The sequence below is a fragment of the Winogradskyella pelagia genome, from assembly GCF_017581965.1.
In the GTDB taxonomy this organism is placed as follows: domain Bacteria; phylum Bacteroidota; class Bacteroidia; order Flavobacteriales; family Flavobacteriaceae; genus Winogradskyella; species Winogradskyella pelagia.
In genome coordinates this window covers 282,231-297,494 of the sequence record NZ_JAGEVF010000002.1, presented here as the reverse complement: position 1 = coordinate 297,494, position 15,264 = coordinate 282,231, and the positions used below count along the sequence as shown (strand labels likewise).

General features: G+C 35.9%; 19 protein-coding genes. 9 read left to right on the top strand and 10 right to left on the bottom strand.

The window, feature by feature from the left end:
• Window positions 1-41 precede the first annotated feature (41 nt).
• Window positions 42-854 (bottom strand): peptidase associated/transthyretin-like domain-containing protein, encoded by an 813-nt coding sequence (locus tag J4050_RS03720; RefSeq protein ID WP_208152606.1) that lies wholly within the window; start codon window positions 852-854, stop codon window positions 42-44.
• A complete protein-coding gene (locus tag J4050_RS03715; protein ID WP_208152605.1) occupies window positions 841-1,659 on the bottom strand; it encodes a carboxypeptidase-like regulatory domain-containing protein in 819 nt (272 codons plus the stop codon). Before J4050_RS03715 ends, J4050_RS03720 begins: the two co-directional genes overlap by 14 nt.
• Before the next feature lie 142 nt (window positions 1,660-1,801).
• On the opposite strand from J4050_RS03715, the gene pepE reads away from it, so the two are divergent.
• Entirely contained in the window at window positions 1,802-2,509 is a 708-nt protein-coding gene (gene pepE / locus J4050_RS03710) for a dipeptidase PepE (RefSeq protein ID WP_208152604.1), read from the top strand.
• An 80-nt stretch (window positions 2,510-2,589) separates the two neighbouring features.
• A complete protein-coding gene (locus tag J4050_RS03705; protein ID WP_208152603.1) occupies window positions 2,590-3,357 on the top strand; it encodes a M48 family metallopeptidase in 768 nt (255 codons plus the stop codon).
• Window positions 3,358-3,403: 46 nt separating this feature from the next.
• On the opposite strand, the gene J4050_RS03700 is transcribed toward J4050_RS03705, so the two are convergent.
• The gene (locus J4050_RS03700) at window positions 3,404-3,790 is read right to left on the bottom strand and encodes an ankyrin repeat domain-containing protein (protein ID WP_208152602.1); all 387 of its coding nucleotides are present in this window, start codon (window positions 3,788-3,790) and stop codon (window positions 3,404-3,406) included.
• Between the two features lie 266 nt (window positions 3,791-4,056).
• Between J4050_RS03700 and gpmI the strand changes: the two genes are divergently transcribed.
• Complete coding sequence (gpmI, locus tag J4050_RS03695) at window positions 4,057-5,574, top strand: 2,3-bisphosphoglycerate-independent phosphoglycerate mutase (RefSeq protein WP_208152601.1); 1,518 nt, start codon at window positions 4,057-4,059, stop codon at window positions 5,572-5,574.
• Window positions 5,575-5,618: 44 nt separating this feature from the next.
• Window positions 5,619-6,029 carry a BT0820 family HAD-type phosphatase gene (locus J4050_RS03690; RefSeq protein ID WP_208152600.1) on the top strand — a complete coding sequence of 137 codons (411 nt, stop codon included), beginning with the start codon at window positions 5,619-5,621 and terminating at the stop codon, window positions 6,027-6,029.
• 1 nt (window position 6,030) lies between these two features.
• Here the strand turns inward: J4050_RS03690 and J4050_RS03685 are convergent, their stop codons facing one another.
• The gene (locus J4050_RS03685) at window positions 6,031-7,296 is read right to left on the bottom strand and encodes an acetyl-CoA hydrolase/transferase family protein (protein ID WP_208152599.1); all 1,266 of its coding nucleotides are present in this window, start codon (window positions 7,294-7,296) and stop codon (window positions 6,031-6,033) included.
• A gap of 125 nt (window positions 7,297-7,421) precedes the next feature.
• Here J4050_RS03685 and map point away from each other — a divergent pair, with 125 nt between their 5' ends.
• The 3 genes from map to J4050_RS03670 are packed head-to-tail and all read left to right on the top strand — an operon-like array spanning window position 7,422 to window position 9,327.
• Window positions 7,422-8,240: a type I methionyl aminopeptidase gene (gene map / locus J4050_RS03680; RefSeq protein WP_208152598.1), complete on the top strand. Its 819-nt coding sequence runs from the start codon at window positions 7,422-7,424 to the stop codon at window positions 8,238-8,240.
• Window positions 8,237-8,566, top strand: a complete 330-nt coding sequence (locus J4050_RS03675; RefSeq protein ID WP_347879101.1) for a cupin domain-containing protein — start codon at window positions 8,237-8,239, stop codon at window positions 8,564-8,566. The genes map and J4050_RS03675 overlap by 4 nt, the downstream gene beginning before the upstream one ends.
• Window positions 8,563-9,327, top strand: coding sequence for a class I SAM-dependent methyltransferase (locus J4050_RS03670; RefSeq protein ID WP_208152597.1), 765 nt, complete (start codon window positions 8,563-8,565; stop codon window positions 9,325-9,327). The genes J4050_RS03675 and J4050_RS03670 overlap by 4 nt, the downstream gene beginning before the upstream one ends.
• A 1-nt stretch (window position 9,328) precedes the next feature.
• Here J4050_RS03670 and J4050_RS03665 read toward each other — a convergent pair whose 3' ends face one another.
• Together J4050_RS03665 and J4050_RS03660 are read right to left on the bottom strand one after the other, a co-directional pair.
• The gene (locus J4050_RS03665) at window positions 9,329-10,312 is read right to left on the bottom strand and encodes an FAD:protein FMN transferase (RefSeq protein WP_208152596.1); all 984 of its coding nucleotides are present in this window, start codon (window positions 10,310-10,312) and stop codon (window positions 9,329-9,331) included.
• A 37-nt stretch (window positions 10,313-10,349) separates the two neighbouring features.
• Window positions 10,350-10,727 (bottom strand): DUF8840 domain-containing protein, encoded by a 378-nt coding sequence (locus J4050_RS03660; protein ID WP_208152595.1) that lies wholly within the window; start codon window positions 10,725-10,727, stop codon window positions 10,350-10,352.
• Between the two features lie 35 nt (window positions 10,728-10,762).
• Here J4050_RS03660 and J4050_RS03655 point away from each other — a divergent pair, with 35 nt between their 5' ends.
• Both J4050_RS03655 and J4050_RS03650 read left to right on the top strand, forming a co-directional pair.
• Window positions 10,763-11,191, top strand: a complete 429-nt coding sequence (locus J4050_RS03655) for a cupin domain-containing protein (RefSeq protein WP_243878538.1) — start codon at window positions 10,763-10,765, stop codon at window positions 11,189-11,191.
• Between the two features lie 63 nt (window positions 11,192-11,254).
• A complete protein-coding gene (locus J4050_RS03650; RefSeq protein ID WP_208152594.1) occupies window positions 11,255-11,701 on the top strand; it encodes a Na(+)-translocating NADH-quinone reductase subunit F in 447 nt (148 codons plus the stop codon).
• Window positions 11,702-11,756: 55 nt separating this feature from the next.
• On the opposite strand, the gene nqrF is transcribed toward J4050_RS03650, so the two are convergent.
• From nqrF to J4050_RS03630, 4 genes are read right to left on the bottom strand one after another with little or no spacing between them, the layout of a single operon-like run.
• The gene (nqrF, locus tag J4050_RS03645; RefSeq protein WP_208152753.1) at window positions 11,757-13,067 is read right to left on the bottom strand and encodes an NADH:ubiquinone reductase (Na(+)-transporting) subunit F; all 1,311 of its coding nucleotides are present in this window, start codon (window positions 13,065-13,067) and stop codon (window positions 11,757-11,759) included.
• Window positions 13,068-13,074: 7 nt separating this feature from the next.
• Entirely contained in the window at window positions 13,075-13,812 is a 738-nt protein-coding gene (gene nqrE, locus J4050_RS03640) for an NADH:ubiquinone reductase (Na(+)-transporting) subunit E (protein ID WP_208152593.1), read from the bottom strand.
• Between the two features lie 48 nt (window positions 13,813-13,860).
• Window positions 13,861-14,505: an NADH:ubiquinone reductase (Na(+)-transporting) subunit D gene (locus J4050_RS03635; protein ID WP_208152592.1), complete on the bottom strand. Its 645-nt coding sequence runs from the start codon at window positions 14,503-14,505 to the stop codon at window positions 13,861-13,863.
• Window positions 14,506-14,515: 10 nt separating this feature from the next.
• Window positions 14,516-15,262 (bottom strand): Na(+)-translocating NADH-quinone reductase subunit C, encoded by a 747-nt coding sequence (locus J4050_RS03630; protein ID WP_208152591.1) that lies wholly within the window; start codon window positions 15,260-15,262, stop codon window positions 14,516-14,518.
• Between the last annotated feature and the right edge of the window lie 2 nt (window positions 15,263-15,264).

The window sequence follows — 15,264 nt, the reverse complement described above, 5'->3', positions numbered from 1 at the left end:
GGATATATTTCAAGGTCATAGAATCAAAAATAATTCCAAAATTAGTCTTTAGGCTCTGCTTCTCTTCTAAAATGATATGCTTTTAGCTTATCCTTAAGAAAAATAATGGCTTCTATATCATTCTTACGATTGCACATTTTGAGAAAACCATCGGTCTCTTGGGCAAATAAGAAAAATTCAGTTTTTAAGTTATCAGCTAACGAGTCATTTTCAAAAATTATAGTTTCGTATTCACGTCGCAATCTAGTTATACATTTATCTCTATTATCTAGCTCTACTATATTCTTTAATTTTTTAGTACGGCCACTTATAGCATTTAGTAATTTATGAAAATTGACACCCAACCCACCGCCAAAAGGTCCTCCCATAATCATAGCAGTTGGGCCGCTACCTGCATCAAATAATTTACGTTCGTTTTGGGTCATTGGGAGTTTGGTGCTTCCAGGTAGGCCTAAATCATAAAAGTTAATTTCGGGTTTGGCATCTGAATTTTCAATATCAGACTGGAGACTTCCCGTAAATATCTTACCAACAACCACTTGGTCTAGCTCATTAATTTTTTCTTCTAAATTTACATTAATAATACCTGTATTTACATTTTCTGTGTTAACGATAACCTCTTTAATTATGTACTTTAATCCAGAAATGTAGATAGTATCATTTACCTTGGCAGGAATGATGAACTTCCCTTTTTCATTCGATATATCGTATTTGGCAGCTGTCTTGTTTAGAATGTGGATACCTTCTACTTCATCATTTGCAATTAGTTGACCTTTAAGTTCAACCCTTTGCGCAGCAGAATATGAACAAAATAGTATTGATAGAACAATAAAAGTTATCTCAATCCTTTTCACTTGAATCAGTTAAAAAAACTTGGCTGAGTTGATTTATACGCTCTAAAAGCTCAATCTCTTTGTCCTTTGCCAACAAGGATTCGTCTACACCTTGCTCTTCCATATAATCAATAAAAGATGGAACTTGATCTAACGGAATATCAAAATTGCTATGGATGTAATTATAGCTATATTTTTCCAAGGCCTTTTTAAATGGTGTTTTCTTTAAGGCTTTATCCTTATCGCTGGTTTTAGCATTAATATCTATATCAGCCACTTGCTTTAGTAAAAAACCAGCAAGGTTAACTACATTGAGCATATTATCTACAGTTGGATTATATTCGCTAAAGGCTAAATTTTCGGCTTCGGTCTTATAATCTGCAGAGAACTCAAAGTCGGTAATATGGTCCAAACCAAAATACACATAATCTAAACTTACATTATAGGTTCTAACATTTTCGAGGTCCGTATTTATGTTTCCCGTTAAACCAAAAGGCAATAATACGACCTCATCTAATTTATTGACCTCCTCTACTAAAATCACGGTCAGTCTTTTGGACCGCATAATATCTTCAGATATCTTAACCGTAAAGTCCTGAAATTGCAAGGCACTAAATTGTATAACATCATTTAAGGCAACATTAATTGAAAAATAGCCATCTTTATCTGTTGCGGTTCCCTTATTTGAGGACGTATTATATACAGCAACACCTTCTTTATCGTCTGTAGACACAATGATTTTTCCGTTAATCAGTGTGCGTTCAATGTCTTGAGAAAAACCCAAAAAGAAAGAACAAAGGAAAATGACAAGTAAATTTGTTTTCATGTATATGGTTTAAAGAATACAATTTCGGGTATAATCTTTAATTCTCATAAAAAACCCGTTGTAAATCTTTGTTAAATACTAAATTGCACATTCACATTAAAAAAGTAGCTCCTGTATATCAAATACTAAATAGTAATAAATCTTGAAATCACTAATAATCGCAAGTACTTCAACAGTTCATGGTGGAACACCACTTGAATATCTCTTAGAAGAGTTGAAAATTCATTTCAATGACACAAATGATATTCTATTTGTGCCTTATGCACGGCCAGGTGGAATTTCTCATGATGACTACACCAGCAGTGTTGAAAAAGCCTTCCGACAAATACACAAGTCCATTAAGGGCATTCACGAATTTAAAAACCCTCTTGAAACCCTTAAACAATCTAAAGGTATTTTTGTAGGCGGTGGTAATACGTTTGTACTCGTTAACCAACTCTACAAAACAAAGACTCTACAACCATTAAAAGAGGCTATTAATTCTGGAATCCCGTATCTTGGAACAAGTGCAGGCAGTAATATTTGTGGACTTACTATGAATACCACTAACGACATGCCAATTGTGTATCCTCCTAGTTTTAAAACCCTAGGCATTGTTCCGTTTAATATTAATCCACATTACTTAGATCCCATTCCAAACAGCAAACATATGGGCGAAACGAGGGAAACCCGTATCAATGAGTTTTTAACTTACAATACCCAACCTGTAATAGGATTACGAGAAGGCAGTTGGATAAAGGTTAAAGGCAATTCCTTAAAGCTAGAAGGTGGATTAAAAGCACGAATATTTGAATATGGCAAAAAACCTTATGAAATTGAAGACAATGCCGATTTAAATTTTTTAAAGTAACAAAAAATTAAGTTTTACAAATGACCTGTTAAAATATTATGTGTCAAACTTTTGTAACTTAACTTTCAAAATCAGGAATTATGCGCAGAAAAGGCTTTAAATTTAGACTGTTCATTTTTGTAGCTGTAATAGCTTTTGCTTACTTAAGAAAATGCAGCCAGGAAGAAGTAAATCCATATACAGGAAAAACACAAGCAATCTCTTTATCTCCTGAACAAGAAATCGCCATTGGTCTTCAAAGTGCTCCTGAAATGGCTCAACAGCATGGTGGATTACATCCCGAAAATAGATATCAAGCGCTTGTTGACAATGTTGGAAATAAACTTGTATCAAACAGTATTGCTAAAGATACGCCATATAATTATGAGTTCCATTTATTGGCAGATGAGCGCACCATAAATGCCTTTGCACTTCCTGGTGGTCAAATATTTATTACCTACGCCTTATTTTCAAAGCTTGAGAACGAAGATCAATTAGCCGGAATCTTGGGTCATGAAATAGGACATGTCTTGGGTAAGCACTCCAATGAAAGAATAACTAATGCTAATTTTTGGAAGGTCATTGCTATGGGAAGCTCTGCTATTGACATGGGTGGTGTGGCACAGCAGATAGGACAAGGACAGCTCTTGTCAAATGGCCGAGGTGATGAATTAGAAAGTGATGAGCTCGGAGTTTTATTAATGATTAAGGCTGGTTACAACCCTAACGAACTTATTGGTGTTATGGAAATTTTAAAAGCAGCAGCAGGTCCAAACCGTGTACCAGAATTTCAAAGTACCCACCCTGACCCAGACAACAGAATCGAAAAAATAAAAGAGGCAATTTCTAAATACGAAAAAGCACCCTAAAATAGGATGCTTTTTACCAACTAACTAACTCAAATAATTGTCTTAACTAGACATTTCTCTTAAAGCGTTTCAAAAACTGTGCCGCTTCTGTCGCATTGGTTTTTTCAGCATGTCTTAATGCAGTATATCCTTTATCACAAGGACTGTGAATCTCGGACCCAGCTGTAATTAAAACTTTAATCATGTCAACTCTATTGTATCTCGCAGCATAATGTATTGGTAACATGCCGTTAGATTTTTTATTAACATCAACACCATTATTAATTAAGCGTTTCACCTCATCCATATCTCCGGTAGCAACGGCTTTACACAAAGGTGAAATTTCAGATTTTAACACTGAAACTTCTGCTGAATGGGATGGAATGTTCATTGCATTTAAATTACTGATAGAAAAGCCCAATGCTAAGGCTAATACGATTGCTGTTTTTTTCATGATGAAAGATTTAAAAATTAATTGATTTGTTTTTTTGATTATATCTAATAGACGGTAATAATTCCTATTTGTTACACCAAAAAAATTATATAACATAATATTAACGCTTTGAAAACAAATATGTTAAGAGCGTCACAATTACTGAAATGGGCTTAATCTTCCTATTACTCACTGATAATAAATATTTAATCAGTTATTTTTTTTTGATTACAAATTTTATATACTTAACTAAGTCTTATCTTTGAATACACCTAAATGAAACCTTCATGAATAAGAAAGTTCTTCTTATGATATTAGACGGCTGGGGAAAATCTCCAGACCCTAAAGTATCTGCAATAGACCATGCCAATACACCATTTATAGATTCTCTTTATAGCAAATATCCAAATGCAAGTTTACGGACCGATGGATTGCACGTTGGATTACCTGAAGGACAAATGGGTAATAGCGAAGTTGGACACATGAATTTAGGAGCAGGCCGAATTGTTTATCAAGATTTAGTCAAAATAAATATGGCTGTTGAAAATAAGTCTTTATACAATGAACCAACTTTGGTAGAGGCTTTTGAATATGCAAAAACTAAAAAAAGGAAGGTACATTTATTAGGCTTGGTTAGCGATGGAGGTGTACACTCCCATATCAATCATTTATTTGGCTTATTAGATGCCGCAAACCAATTTGACCTTAAAGATGTTTTAGTGCATGCCTTTACTGATGGCAGAGACGTTGATCCCAAATCTGGTTACGGCTTCATTTCCGAACTAGAGGACCACATTAAAAATACAACTGGAGCACTTGCTACTGTAACTGGACGTTATTATGCCATGGATAGAGATAAACGCTGGGAACGCGTTAAATTAGCCTATGATGCCATTGTCCATGGTAAAGGAAAGCACACCACTAATATTTTAAAATCTATTGAAGATAGTTACGCAGAAAATATAACCGATGAGTTTATCAAACCCCTTGTACTAGTTGATAAAAACGATACTCCAAATGGTCTCATAGAGAATGACGATGTTATCATATTTTTTAATTTTAGGACCGATCGTGGTCGCCAACTTACTGAAGCCTTGTCTCAGAAAGATCTCCATGAGTATAATATGCACAAGCTCAATTTGCATTATGTAACTATGACTAACTACGACGATAGTTTTCAAGGGATCAACGTTATTTACGATAAAGATAACTTGTCCGAAACCTTAGGCGAGGTTTTAGAAAAGCATAACAAAAAACAAATAAGGATTGCGGAGACCGAGAAATACCCTCATGTGACTTTCTTTTTCTCAGGTGGTAGAGAAGAGCCCTTTATTGGTGAAACAAGACTATTACGCAATTCGCCAAAGGTGGCCACATATGATTTAAAACCCGAAATGAGTGCCTACGAATTAAGGGATGCACTTCTACCAGAATTGCAAAAAAAGGATGTTGATTTTGTTTGTTTGAATTTTGCTAATGGAGATATGGTTGGTCATACAGGTGTAATGGAAGCAGCAATAAAGGCTTGTGAAGCAGTAGACACTTGTGTTAAAGATGTTGTAAGCGCAGCATTAGATAATGACTACACTACTATTTTAATCGCTGACCACGGTAACTGTGAAACTATGATAAATCCAGATGGAAGCCCAAATACAGCTCACACTACCAATCCTGTACCAATCATATTAATTGATAAGGAATTGAAGCAAATTAAAGACGGTATTTTAGGCGATATAGCTCCAACGGTTCTAGATTTAATGGGAATTGACCAACCCAAAGCTATGACACAACACAGCCTTTTGTAATACGGTTTAATACCGTACCTTTGTTCACTAATTGATTACACAGCATGAATTTTCATGATAGACTGACGATTGCCATTGATTTTGATGGCACTATTGTAGAGGACGCTTACCCTAAAATAGGAAGAACACGTATTTTTGCTTTTGAAACTCTCAAACGGCTCCAGCAAGACGGCCACAGACTTATCTTATGGACATATAGAAGCGGAACTAAACTGCAAGAGGCCGTTGAATTCTGTAAGGATAACGACATTGAGTTTTATGCTGTAAACGCCAGTTTTCCTGAAGAAAAGTTTGACTACAGTCGAAGCCGTAAAATCCATGCCGACCTTTTCATTGATGATAGAAATATAGGTGGTATTCTAGGTTGGGGAGAAATCTATCAAATGATAACTAATGAGGAACCCGACATGAAAGCTGCCAAAAGAAAAAGTGGTTTATTTAGCTGGTTTAAATAAATTACATCATCTCAAAATAAGCTTTATCAATACTTTCTCTATGGTCTGGGTGAGAGATTTCAACCAATGCTTTTACCCGTTGCTTAATTGTTTTCCCATATAAATTGGCAACACCGTATTCCGTTACGACATAATGCACATGAGCCCTTGTTGTAACTACACCTGCACCAGGCTTTAATGAAGGAACTATGCGGCTTACTCCTTTTTTAGTTGCGGAAGGAAGGGCTATAATGGCTTTTCCACCTTCACTTAAAGAGGCACCTCTAATAAAATCCATTTGCCCACCAACACCAGAATACATTTTAGAGCCAATAGAATCTGCACAAACCTGTCCGGTAACATCAACCTCAACAGCAGAATTGATAGCCACCATCTTAGGGTTAAGTTTAATTATTGAAACATCATTTACAAAATCTGAAGTTCGCATTTCAACAAAAGGATTATCATGCACATAGTCGTATAAGCGCTGTGAGCCCATTAAAAATGTTGCCATAGCACGTCCTGGGTTAATACCTTTATGGTTTCCGTTAATAACATCCTTTAAAATTAAATCAATAACACCATCAGAAAACATTTCAGTATGGAGGCCTAAATCTTTATGGTTGTGAAGTCGTGTTAATACTGCATTAGGAATATTACCAATGCCCATTTGTAACGTACTACCGTCCTCTATTAATTCTGCAACATAATCTCCAATTTTCTTCTCAATGGCTTTAGGCTCTGTAACAGGGAATGCCGGCAAGGGCTCATCTACCTCAACAAAAGCATCAATTTCAGTCACATGGATTATACCATCACCAAAAGTCCTTGGCATTTGTTTATTCACCTGAGCAATAACATGGTCTGCATTGTCAATAGCTGCTAAAGTGGCTTCAACAGAAACACCTAAAGAACAATATCCATGTTTATCAGGGACCGATACGTGGATTAAGGCCACATTGATATCTACGATATTTCTTTTAAAAAGTAAAGGGACCTCACTTAAAAAAACTGGTGTATAAGAACCGTTACCTGCCTTAAGGGTATGCCTAACATTACGTCCAATAAAAAAGGAATTGACATGAAAACTCTTTGCATATTCTGGATTAGCGTATGGGGCATCGCCTTCTGTGTGTAACTGGCATATTTCAACATTTCTCAATTCTTCGTGCCTCTCCGAAAGTGCTTTCACCAATACTTGTGGTACTGCCGCTGCGGCATGTAGATAAATTTTATCGTTAGATTTTACAATTTTCAGAGCCTCTTCGGCGGTCATTGTTTTGTACATATTAATATTACATTTTTAGCTTACAAACTTAACTTACAAAATGTTCAAAAAAACTGCCTTTTATCATGTTTTTCAGAAATTTAAAAATCCTTTAAATTAGCTATCTTTGCTGCTAAATTTCACCTATGATTATTACGAAAACACCTGAGGAAATCGAACTGATGCGGCAAAGCGCTCTTATTGTTTCTAAAACTTTGGGAATGCTTGCAAAAGAAATAAAAGAAGGTGTAACTACCAATCATTTAGATGCCCTTGCAGAGACCTTTATTAGAGACCATGGCGCTTTACCCGGTTTTAAAGGTTTATATGATTGTCCATCAACTTTGCTTTGTAGTGTAAATGAAGCTGTAGTTCATGGACTACCAACAGATACACCTCTTAAAAATGGTGATATTGTTTCTGTTGATTGTGGTGCATTAATGAATGGGTTTTACGGAGATCACGCATATACTTTTGAAATTGGTGACGTGGATGAAGCCACAAAACAGCTTGTACAAATCACAAAAGAATCCCTGTACATTGGTATTGAACAATTTAAAAATGGTAACAGAGTTGGTGATGTGGGTTATGCCATTCAGCAGTATTGTGAATCTCATGGGTATGGTGTCGTCCGGGAACTTGTAGGTCATGGTATTGGACGTAAAATGCATGAAGACCCAGAGATGCCTAATTATGGGCGCCGTGGCAGAGGAAAGAAATTTGTAGAGGGTATGGTTGTGGCTATAGAACCCATGATAAATATGGGTACTCACAAAGTGAAACAATTAAAAGACGGATGGACCATAGTAACGCAAGACAGTAAGCCAAGTGTTCATTTTGAACATGATGTTGCATTAGTAAATGGCAAACCTGAAATTCTATCTACATTTGCTTATGTCCATGAGGCTCTTGGAATTACATCTAACGATGAGGACCATTTCAGAGAAAAAACATTGGTATTGTGATAGACCAACGAATACTAGACATTGAACCTGTTGAAGTCGTTAAGGGCTTTAAAGCTCGTTTTTTACATACAGAGTCAATGACGTTTGCCTTTTGGGAAGTTGAGGCCGGATACGAATTACCCTTACACCATCACCAACATGAGCAAGTATCACAAATCGTAGAAGGAGAATTTGAAATGACTGTAGGTGATTCTACAAAAATTCATAAACCTGGGTCAATATTGGTAATTCCTTCCAATATGCCACATAGTGGTAAATCATTAACGCCATGTAAGATTTTAGATGTATTTTTCCCAGTCCGTGAAGATTATAAATCCTTGCTTTGAAATCGATTTTCAGATTCATTTTAAATACTTTACCTAGGCCTGTTCTTATTAGGCTTAGTTATGTACTAAAGCCAATATTAGAAATGGTCTTAAAAGGTAAAACCTATACAGACCCTATTGATGGTAAAAGTTTTAGAAGCTTTTTGCCTTATGGCTATGGCAAGCAAAGACCAAACGTATTGTCGCCTTCCACTCTATCTCTAGAGCGCCACAGATTGCTTTGGGTATTTCTTCAGCAAGAAACCACCTTCTTTACGGAAAATCTAAAGATTTTGCACTTTGCGCCAGAACAATGCTTTTTAAAACGCTTCAGAAAATTGACGAACCTTGATTATACCACTACAGATTTAAATTCACCTATTGCAGATATTAAAGCGGATATTTGCAACCTACCTTTTAAGGATAACGAATTTGATGTTATTCTTTGCAATCATGTGTTAGAACACATCCCAGACGACACTAGAGCTATGCAAGAGCTCTATCGAATAATGAAACCCAGCGGTTGGGGAATATTTCAAATTCCACAAGACTTATCAAGGGAAACCACTTTTGAGGATAATTCTATTACAAGCAGAAAAGAACGTGCTGAAATATTTGGGCAATACGATCATGTCCGTGTTTATGGTATGGATTATTTTGATAAACTGCGTTCTATTGGTTTTAAAGTGAAGGCCATTGATTATACCAATAAATTATCAAAAGTTGAGGTCAACACCTATCGTTTGTCCCAAGGTGAGCTCATTCCATTTGTTCAAAAATAAGCTATTCAGGGAATCCGTTTAAGGTAAGAAACTCCATTTCATTATTTTCATTGAGGTAGATGAAGTACACCTTCAATTGATGATGACGTTCTAAAAACTCTTTTACTTTTTCAATACCCATTGCCTGGAACGTTGTGGCATATGCGTCTGCAGTCATACAATCTTCTGCTATAACCGATACACTTAAAACATTGGTTTTTGTTGGATAGCCAGTTTTTGTATTAATAATATGTGCATAGCGATTACCATTTGCATCAACCTTATATTTTCTATAAGTCCCTGACGTGGCCATAGATTCATTTTTAAGTGAAATGCTCTTAGAGAAAGACTGCGAACCATCGAAGTTAGGATCATCAATTCCTATTAACCATGGTTGATTCTTTTCTTTATTTATACCTGAAACCCTCATATCACCGCCAATGGTGACCAAATAGTTATCAATACCCTTAGATTCTAAAAATTCACCAATAACATCTACGCCATAGCCCTTTGCAATAGCATTAAACTCCAAATAAGTTTCCTTTGGCTTTTGAATCTTATTTCCTACAATACCTACCCGATTTAAACCTACATATTGCATTAGGCTGTCTATGGTTGTGCTATCGGTTAAAAATTTATTCTTATCAGCGCCAAAATTCCATGCATTGACCACATTTCCTATTGTGGGATCAAATACACCTTCTGATAGCCTGTAAATAACTTTTGAAGCAGCCATTACCTTTTTAAAATGTTCATCTACCTCATTGCTCTCATTTCTGTTAATTTGAGAGAGTCTAGATTCTGCAATATAGGTTGACAAAGACATGTTGACATTTTCAAATAAGCCTTCAATCTCGTCCATATAATTTGTCCCATCGTCCACATAATACAAAATGGAAAAATCGGTACCAAAAACTGGTCCTCTTAGCACAACATTCTCAGGAGCTTTTTGTGTACAAGCTAAAACGAATGCAACAATCAAAGTAATTGAAATTAATTTTCTCATAACGAGTTAAATGTTTTTATAAAAATAACAAAGTAGGCTAATTGAGGTTCATTTCTACAACTTGAATCCCATTATACTCGATTAAATATTCCTCGTTTAAATAGATAGGTAAATGCTCTCCATTAGGATTACCTAAACCGACACCTGCATAGAGTACTTTAGCATTTTTATCAAAGGCATGCTTTTTAAATGTTTCCATCCAAACCACATCATAATTATTTGGATTCTCGGGGAGCAAGACCGCCCTCACCACTACAAAGAAATACTGGCTGTTTTTATCTATACAAACAAACTGTGGATGCCTTTTGAGCTTGCTATTTATGGCTACAAACTCAAAGCCACGCTTCTCTAAATCCTTTCCGACGTGATTCATTGCCAGGTTGTGAAGCTCCTGCTGTGTTAGTTCTTTGGACATATTGCAAAGATACGAACAATGTCATCAAAAAATAAATGAAGACTAAGTCTATCTCTTGTATATTTATAGCTTATAAAACACCTATGGTTTCCATTGAACACAGTCGTTATTTAATTGTATTACTTATTTGTTTAGTCTTTACCTGTAAGCACAACAATCAATTACCAGACCCGCTTGAAGCAGGTTGGCAGGACGAAGTAGTATGTGAAATTGTTGAAGAAACGGATAAACTGCGTGTTTTGAAATGCAGCTTTCCGCCAAGCGTTGGTCATGAGCGCCACTACCACAAAGCTCATATTGGTTATACCTTAGCCGGCGGAATATTTAGAATAACAGATTCTGCAGGCACTAGAGAGGTAGATATCCCAACAGGTTATAGTTTCAGTAATGATTATATTGAATGGCATGAGGTATTAAATATTGGAACTACCTCCGCTGAATTTCTTATTATGGAATACAAATAAATCCTTGATTTTGAGTTTCATTTTGATTTTTTGTATCTTCAATATTGAAAAAGAAAAAGAAATATGACTACTAGACGATTTGATGCTGCTGTTAAAAAGCTATACGAAGCTTTTCACAATAATACTTTAAACCCTGATGACTGCAAACATTGCGCGGTAGGCAATATTTTAGATTGTTCGGATAGCTGGAAACATCTTACGGACAGACATGGTTCTGTAAAACTCAATTATGTTGGATTGGTTAACGAGAATTTTGGGCGCCGTTTTAATGGCTATACACCTACAGAATTGCTACAAATTGAACAGGCTTTTTTAAAAGGCTGTGGTTATACAGGGTTGAATCGAGGTAGATTAATTCGCCCTGATGATATTAGTAATAAAGACATTTTATTCAATGGTCTTTCTCAAGTAGTAGAATGCTTATGTCAATTAGATTGTATCAAAAATTTTATGGACTGTTCTTCTCTATTCAACTTTAAGCAAAAGCAAGAATTAGTAGAAGTTAAATAGTTAAATCGTATTCTAAAAATAAAAAAGCCAACTTTAGTAAAGTTGGCTTTTTGTATTAACCTCCGAAATCATCGAATCTAATATGTTCGTCTGGAATTCCAAAATCCTCTCCCATTTTTTGAACCGCTTGGTTCATTAAAGGAGGACCACAGAAATACAACTCTATATCTTCTGGTGTTTCGTGATGATTTAAGTAATTGTCTATAACCACTTGATGTATAAAACCAACGAAACCATCAGCTTTTTCATCGTTAATATCTTTTTTCACTGTCCAATTATCTTCTTCTAACGGCTCTGACAAGGCCATATAGAATTTAAAATTCGGGAAATCCTTTTCTAATTCTCTAAAGTGATCAATGTAAAACAGCTCTCTCTTAGAGCGACCGCCATACCAATACGTCACCTTTCGGCCAGTCTTTAACGTTTTGAACAAGTGATACAAGTGAGAGCGCATCGGTGCCATTCCTGCTCCACCACCTACGTAAAGCATCTCACTTTCTGATTCATTGATAAAGAACTCTCCATAAGGACCTGAAATAACAACCTTGTCACCTGGCTTTTGAGCAAAGATGTACGAAGATGCTATTCCTGGGTTAACATCCATCCATTGATTCTTAGAACGGTCCCATGGTGGTGTGGCAATACGCACATTAAGCATAATCTCGCGACCTTCTGCTGGGTAAGACGCCATGGAGTAAGCGCGTTCCACAACCTCATCATTTTTCATCACCAAAGGCCATAATCCAAATTTATCCCATTCTTCTTGGAATTTATCTGGTTTATCGTGCTCTTCTGGATGAGCTGTGATATCAATGTCTTCGTATTTTACTGTACAAGGAGGGATTTCAATTTGTATATACCCTCCCGCTTTATAGTTCATTTCTTCAGGAATCTCTACTACAAACTCCTTAATAAAAGACGCTACATTATAGTTTCTAACCACAGTTGCATCCCATTTCTTTATACCAAATACTTCCTCAGGTATGGTAATTTCCATATCCTGCTTTACTTTAACTTGGCAGGCTAATCGTGCACCATGTTGTAGTTCTTTTCTTGAAAAGTGAGGTGTTTCTGTAGGTAATGCTTCACCACCGCCAGAAAGAACGTGGCACTCACATTGAATACAAGTTCCACCACCACCACAAGCCGATGGTAAAAACACCTTGTTACTTCCAAGAGTATTTAAAAGTGTGCTCCCTGAGGCTACTTCTATTTCACGCTCTCCGTTAATCAAGATTTTTACAGGACCTGAAGGAGATAGCTTTTGTTTTACTACCAATAACAAAGCGACTAAAAGTAAGGTTACAACTAAAAAGGCTGCTACCGTAGCTATAACTGTTCCTATGGTACTTGCGGCTAATACTATCATAAGTCTATTCGTTTTCTGTTTTTGAGGTATTTACCAAGCTTACTTTTTTAGTAATTTCCTCTTTTTCTTTTTCCAATTCTTTTTTTATAGCAACAGATTTTTCTTCTGTTTTTGGGGCTTCATCACCTCCTGTAAGCATTCCTCCAAAACTCATAAAACCTATAGCCATAAGTCCTGTAATGATAAAAGTGATTCCTAAACCTCTCAATGCTGGTGGTACAGCAGAGTATCTTATTTTCTCTCTAATTGCAGCTATAGCTAAAATGGCTAAAAACCATCCTATACCCGAAGAAATACCATAATTAAATGCTAAGCCTAAGGATTCGATTTCTCTAGACTGCATAAATAACGAACCTCCTAAAATAGCACAGTTCACAGCAATTAACGGTAAAAATATCCCTAATGAATTGTATAAAGATGGTGAGAATTTCTCAACCACGATTTCTACTAACTGAACCATTGTAGCAATAGTAGCAATGAACATTATAAATGATAAGAAACTCAAATCATAACTTGCATACTCTTCTCCTAACCATGACAAAGCACCTTCTTGCAGTAAATACTGGTCTAGCAACCAGTTTAACGGTACAGTAATCATGAGTACAAATATGACGGCAGCTCCTAAACCAACAGCCGTTGATACTTTCTTAGATACTGCTAAGTAAGAGCACATTCCCAAGAAGTATGCAAATACCATATTATCTACAAAAATCGATTTAAAAAATAATTCTAAATGTTCCATATATTTTGAGTTTGAAATCCTGAAACAAATTCAGGATTACACTATGTGTTAATCTTCAATTAAAGCCTTATTTCTAGAACGTTGGACCCAAATTATTAATCCAACAACAATCAGAGCCATTGGAGGCAGTACCATAAATCCGTTGTTTTCATAACCTAGAGCATATAATCCTGTTTTTTCAACAGAGTCTCCAAGCACTTTAAATCCAAAAAGTGTTCCAGAACCTAACAGTTCTCTAAAGAATCCAACAATGATCAATATTACACCATAACCTAAGGCATTACCAATGCCATCTAAAAATGATCGCCAAGGTCCATTACCCAAAGCAAAAGCTTCAAAACGTCCCATGATGATACAGTTAGTTATAATTAATCCTATAAACACTGAAAGTTCTTTACTTAGTGTATAGGCAAAAGCTTTTAAAACTTGGTCAACGATAATTACTAATGTCGCAACCACAATAAGCTGAACAATAATTCTAATTTTTGAAGGAATGACGTTTCGCATTAATGAGATAACAACATTACCTACTCCCATTACAAATATCACAGAGATGGCCATAACTATGGACGGCTTTAACTGCGCCGTAATAGCCAAAGCGGAACATATACCTAACACTTGGATGGTAATCGGATTATTGTCTGCTAATGGATCTGATATTAATTTTGCGTCTTTTTTTGATAAAAGTCCCATATTCCATTTATTAATTTAAAGTCTCAAAATAAGACTTATACATTTGAATGTCTTTCTTTAACATGGCTGTAACGCCGTCTCCGGTGATTGTAGATCCTGCAATAGCATCTACTTCATAATCATCCTTAATCTCATTCTTTGGATCATTATTTCCTTTAGCGACTTTAATACCTTTAAATTCATTACCATCAAGTAACTCTTCACCAGTAAAGTCATCCATAAAAAAGCGTTCTTTAATATTTGCTCCTAGGCCTGGTGTTTCACCTTTATGATCAAAATAAACTCCTTTCACAGTCATTCCCTTGTCCATAGCCACAAAACCCCAAATAGCATCCCAAAGTCCTTTTCCCCTTACTGGTACAATATACACCTCTTCACCATCCTTTTCCCCTATAAATAATGGAAGACGTCTTTCATAATTAGGATCCTTAGCCTTTGTCGATTCTTTTTTAATATCGATTAAATAGGCTTGGTCGTTTTCAGAAACCTCACCACCTTGAATTACGTATTGCTTCTTAATGTATTTATCAAACTCAGACTCGACTATCTCTGTTGGAATAAATTCAACATCACTAGTGCCTTGGTTGTTATTTACACCCATTGCATACAAAATATTCTGTTGTTTTTCGTAACGCTCGTTAGCTTTTACCATAGGCTTTAAACCTGATGCTAATCCCGCAAGAATCGCACCTACAACTACCACCATAATGACGGCGAATACAACAGTATAACTATTTTTTTCAGTATCGATTGCCATAA

What these genes read in the sequence shown, in the direction of transcription:
- J4050_RS03690 (WP_208152600.1), top strand. Translation starts at nt 5,619, where the DNA reads ATGAATTTTCATGATAGACTGACGATTGCCATTGATTTTGATGGCACT.
- J4050_RS03650 (WP_208152594.1), top strand. Translation starts at nt 11,255, where the DNA reads ATGACTACTAGACGATTTGATGCTGCTGTTAAAAAGCTATACGAAGCT.
- J4050_RS03655 (WP_243878538.1), top strand. Translation starts at nt 10,763, where the DNA reads ATGAAGACTAAGTCTATCTCTTGTATATTTATAGCTTATAAAACACCT.
- gpmI (WP_208152601.1), top strand. Translation starts at nt 4,057, where the DNA reads ATGAATAAGAAAGTTCTTCTTATGATATTAGACGGCTGGGGAAAATCT.
- map (WP_208152598.1), top strand. Translation starts at nt 7,422, where the DNA reads ATGATTATTACGAAAACACCTGAGGAAATCGAACTGATGCGGCAAAGC.
- J4050_RS03660 (WP_208152595.1), bottom strand. Translation starts at nt 10,727, where the DNA reads ATGTCCAAAGAACTAACACAGCAGGAGCTTCACAACCTGGCAATGAAT.
- nqrE (WP_208152593.1), bottom strand. Translation starts at nt 13,812, where the DNA reads ATGGAACATTTAGAATTATTTTTTAAATCGATTTTTGTAGATAATATG.
- J4050_RS03715 (WP_208152605.1), bottom strand. Translation starts at nt 1,659, where the DNA reads ATGAAAACAAATTTACTTGTCATTTTCCTTTGTTCTTTCTTTTTGGGT.
- J4050_RS03635 (WP_208152592.1), bottom strand. Translation starts at nt 14,505, where the DNA reads ATGGGACTTTTATCAAAAAAAGACGCAAAATTAATATCAGATCCATTA.
- J4050_RS03665 (WP_208152596.1), bottom strand. Translation starts at nt 10,312, where the DNA reads ATGAGAAAATTAATTTCAATTACTTTGATTGTTGCATTCGTTTTAGCT.
- J4050_RS03630 (WP_208152591.1), bottom strand. Translation starts at nt 15,262, where the DNA reads ATGGCAATCGATACTGAAAAAAATAGTTATACTGTTGTATTCGCCGTC.
- J4050_RS03705 (WP_208152603.1), top strand. Translation starts at nt 2,590, where the DNA reads ATGCGCAGAAAAGGCTTTAAATTTAGACTGTTCATTTTTGTAGCTGTA.
- J4050_RS03700 (WP_208152602.1), bottom strand. Translation starts at nt 3,790, where the DNA reads ATGAAAAAAACAGCAATCGTATTAGCCTTAGCATTGGGCTTTTCTATC.
- J4050_RS03685 (WP_208152599.1), bottom strand. Translation starts at nt 7,296, where the DNA reads ATGTACAAAACAATGACCGCCGAAGAGGCTCTGAAAATTGTAAAATCT.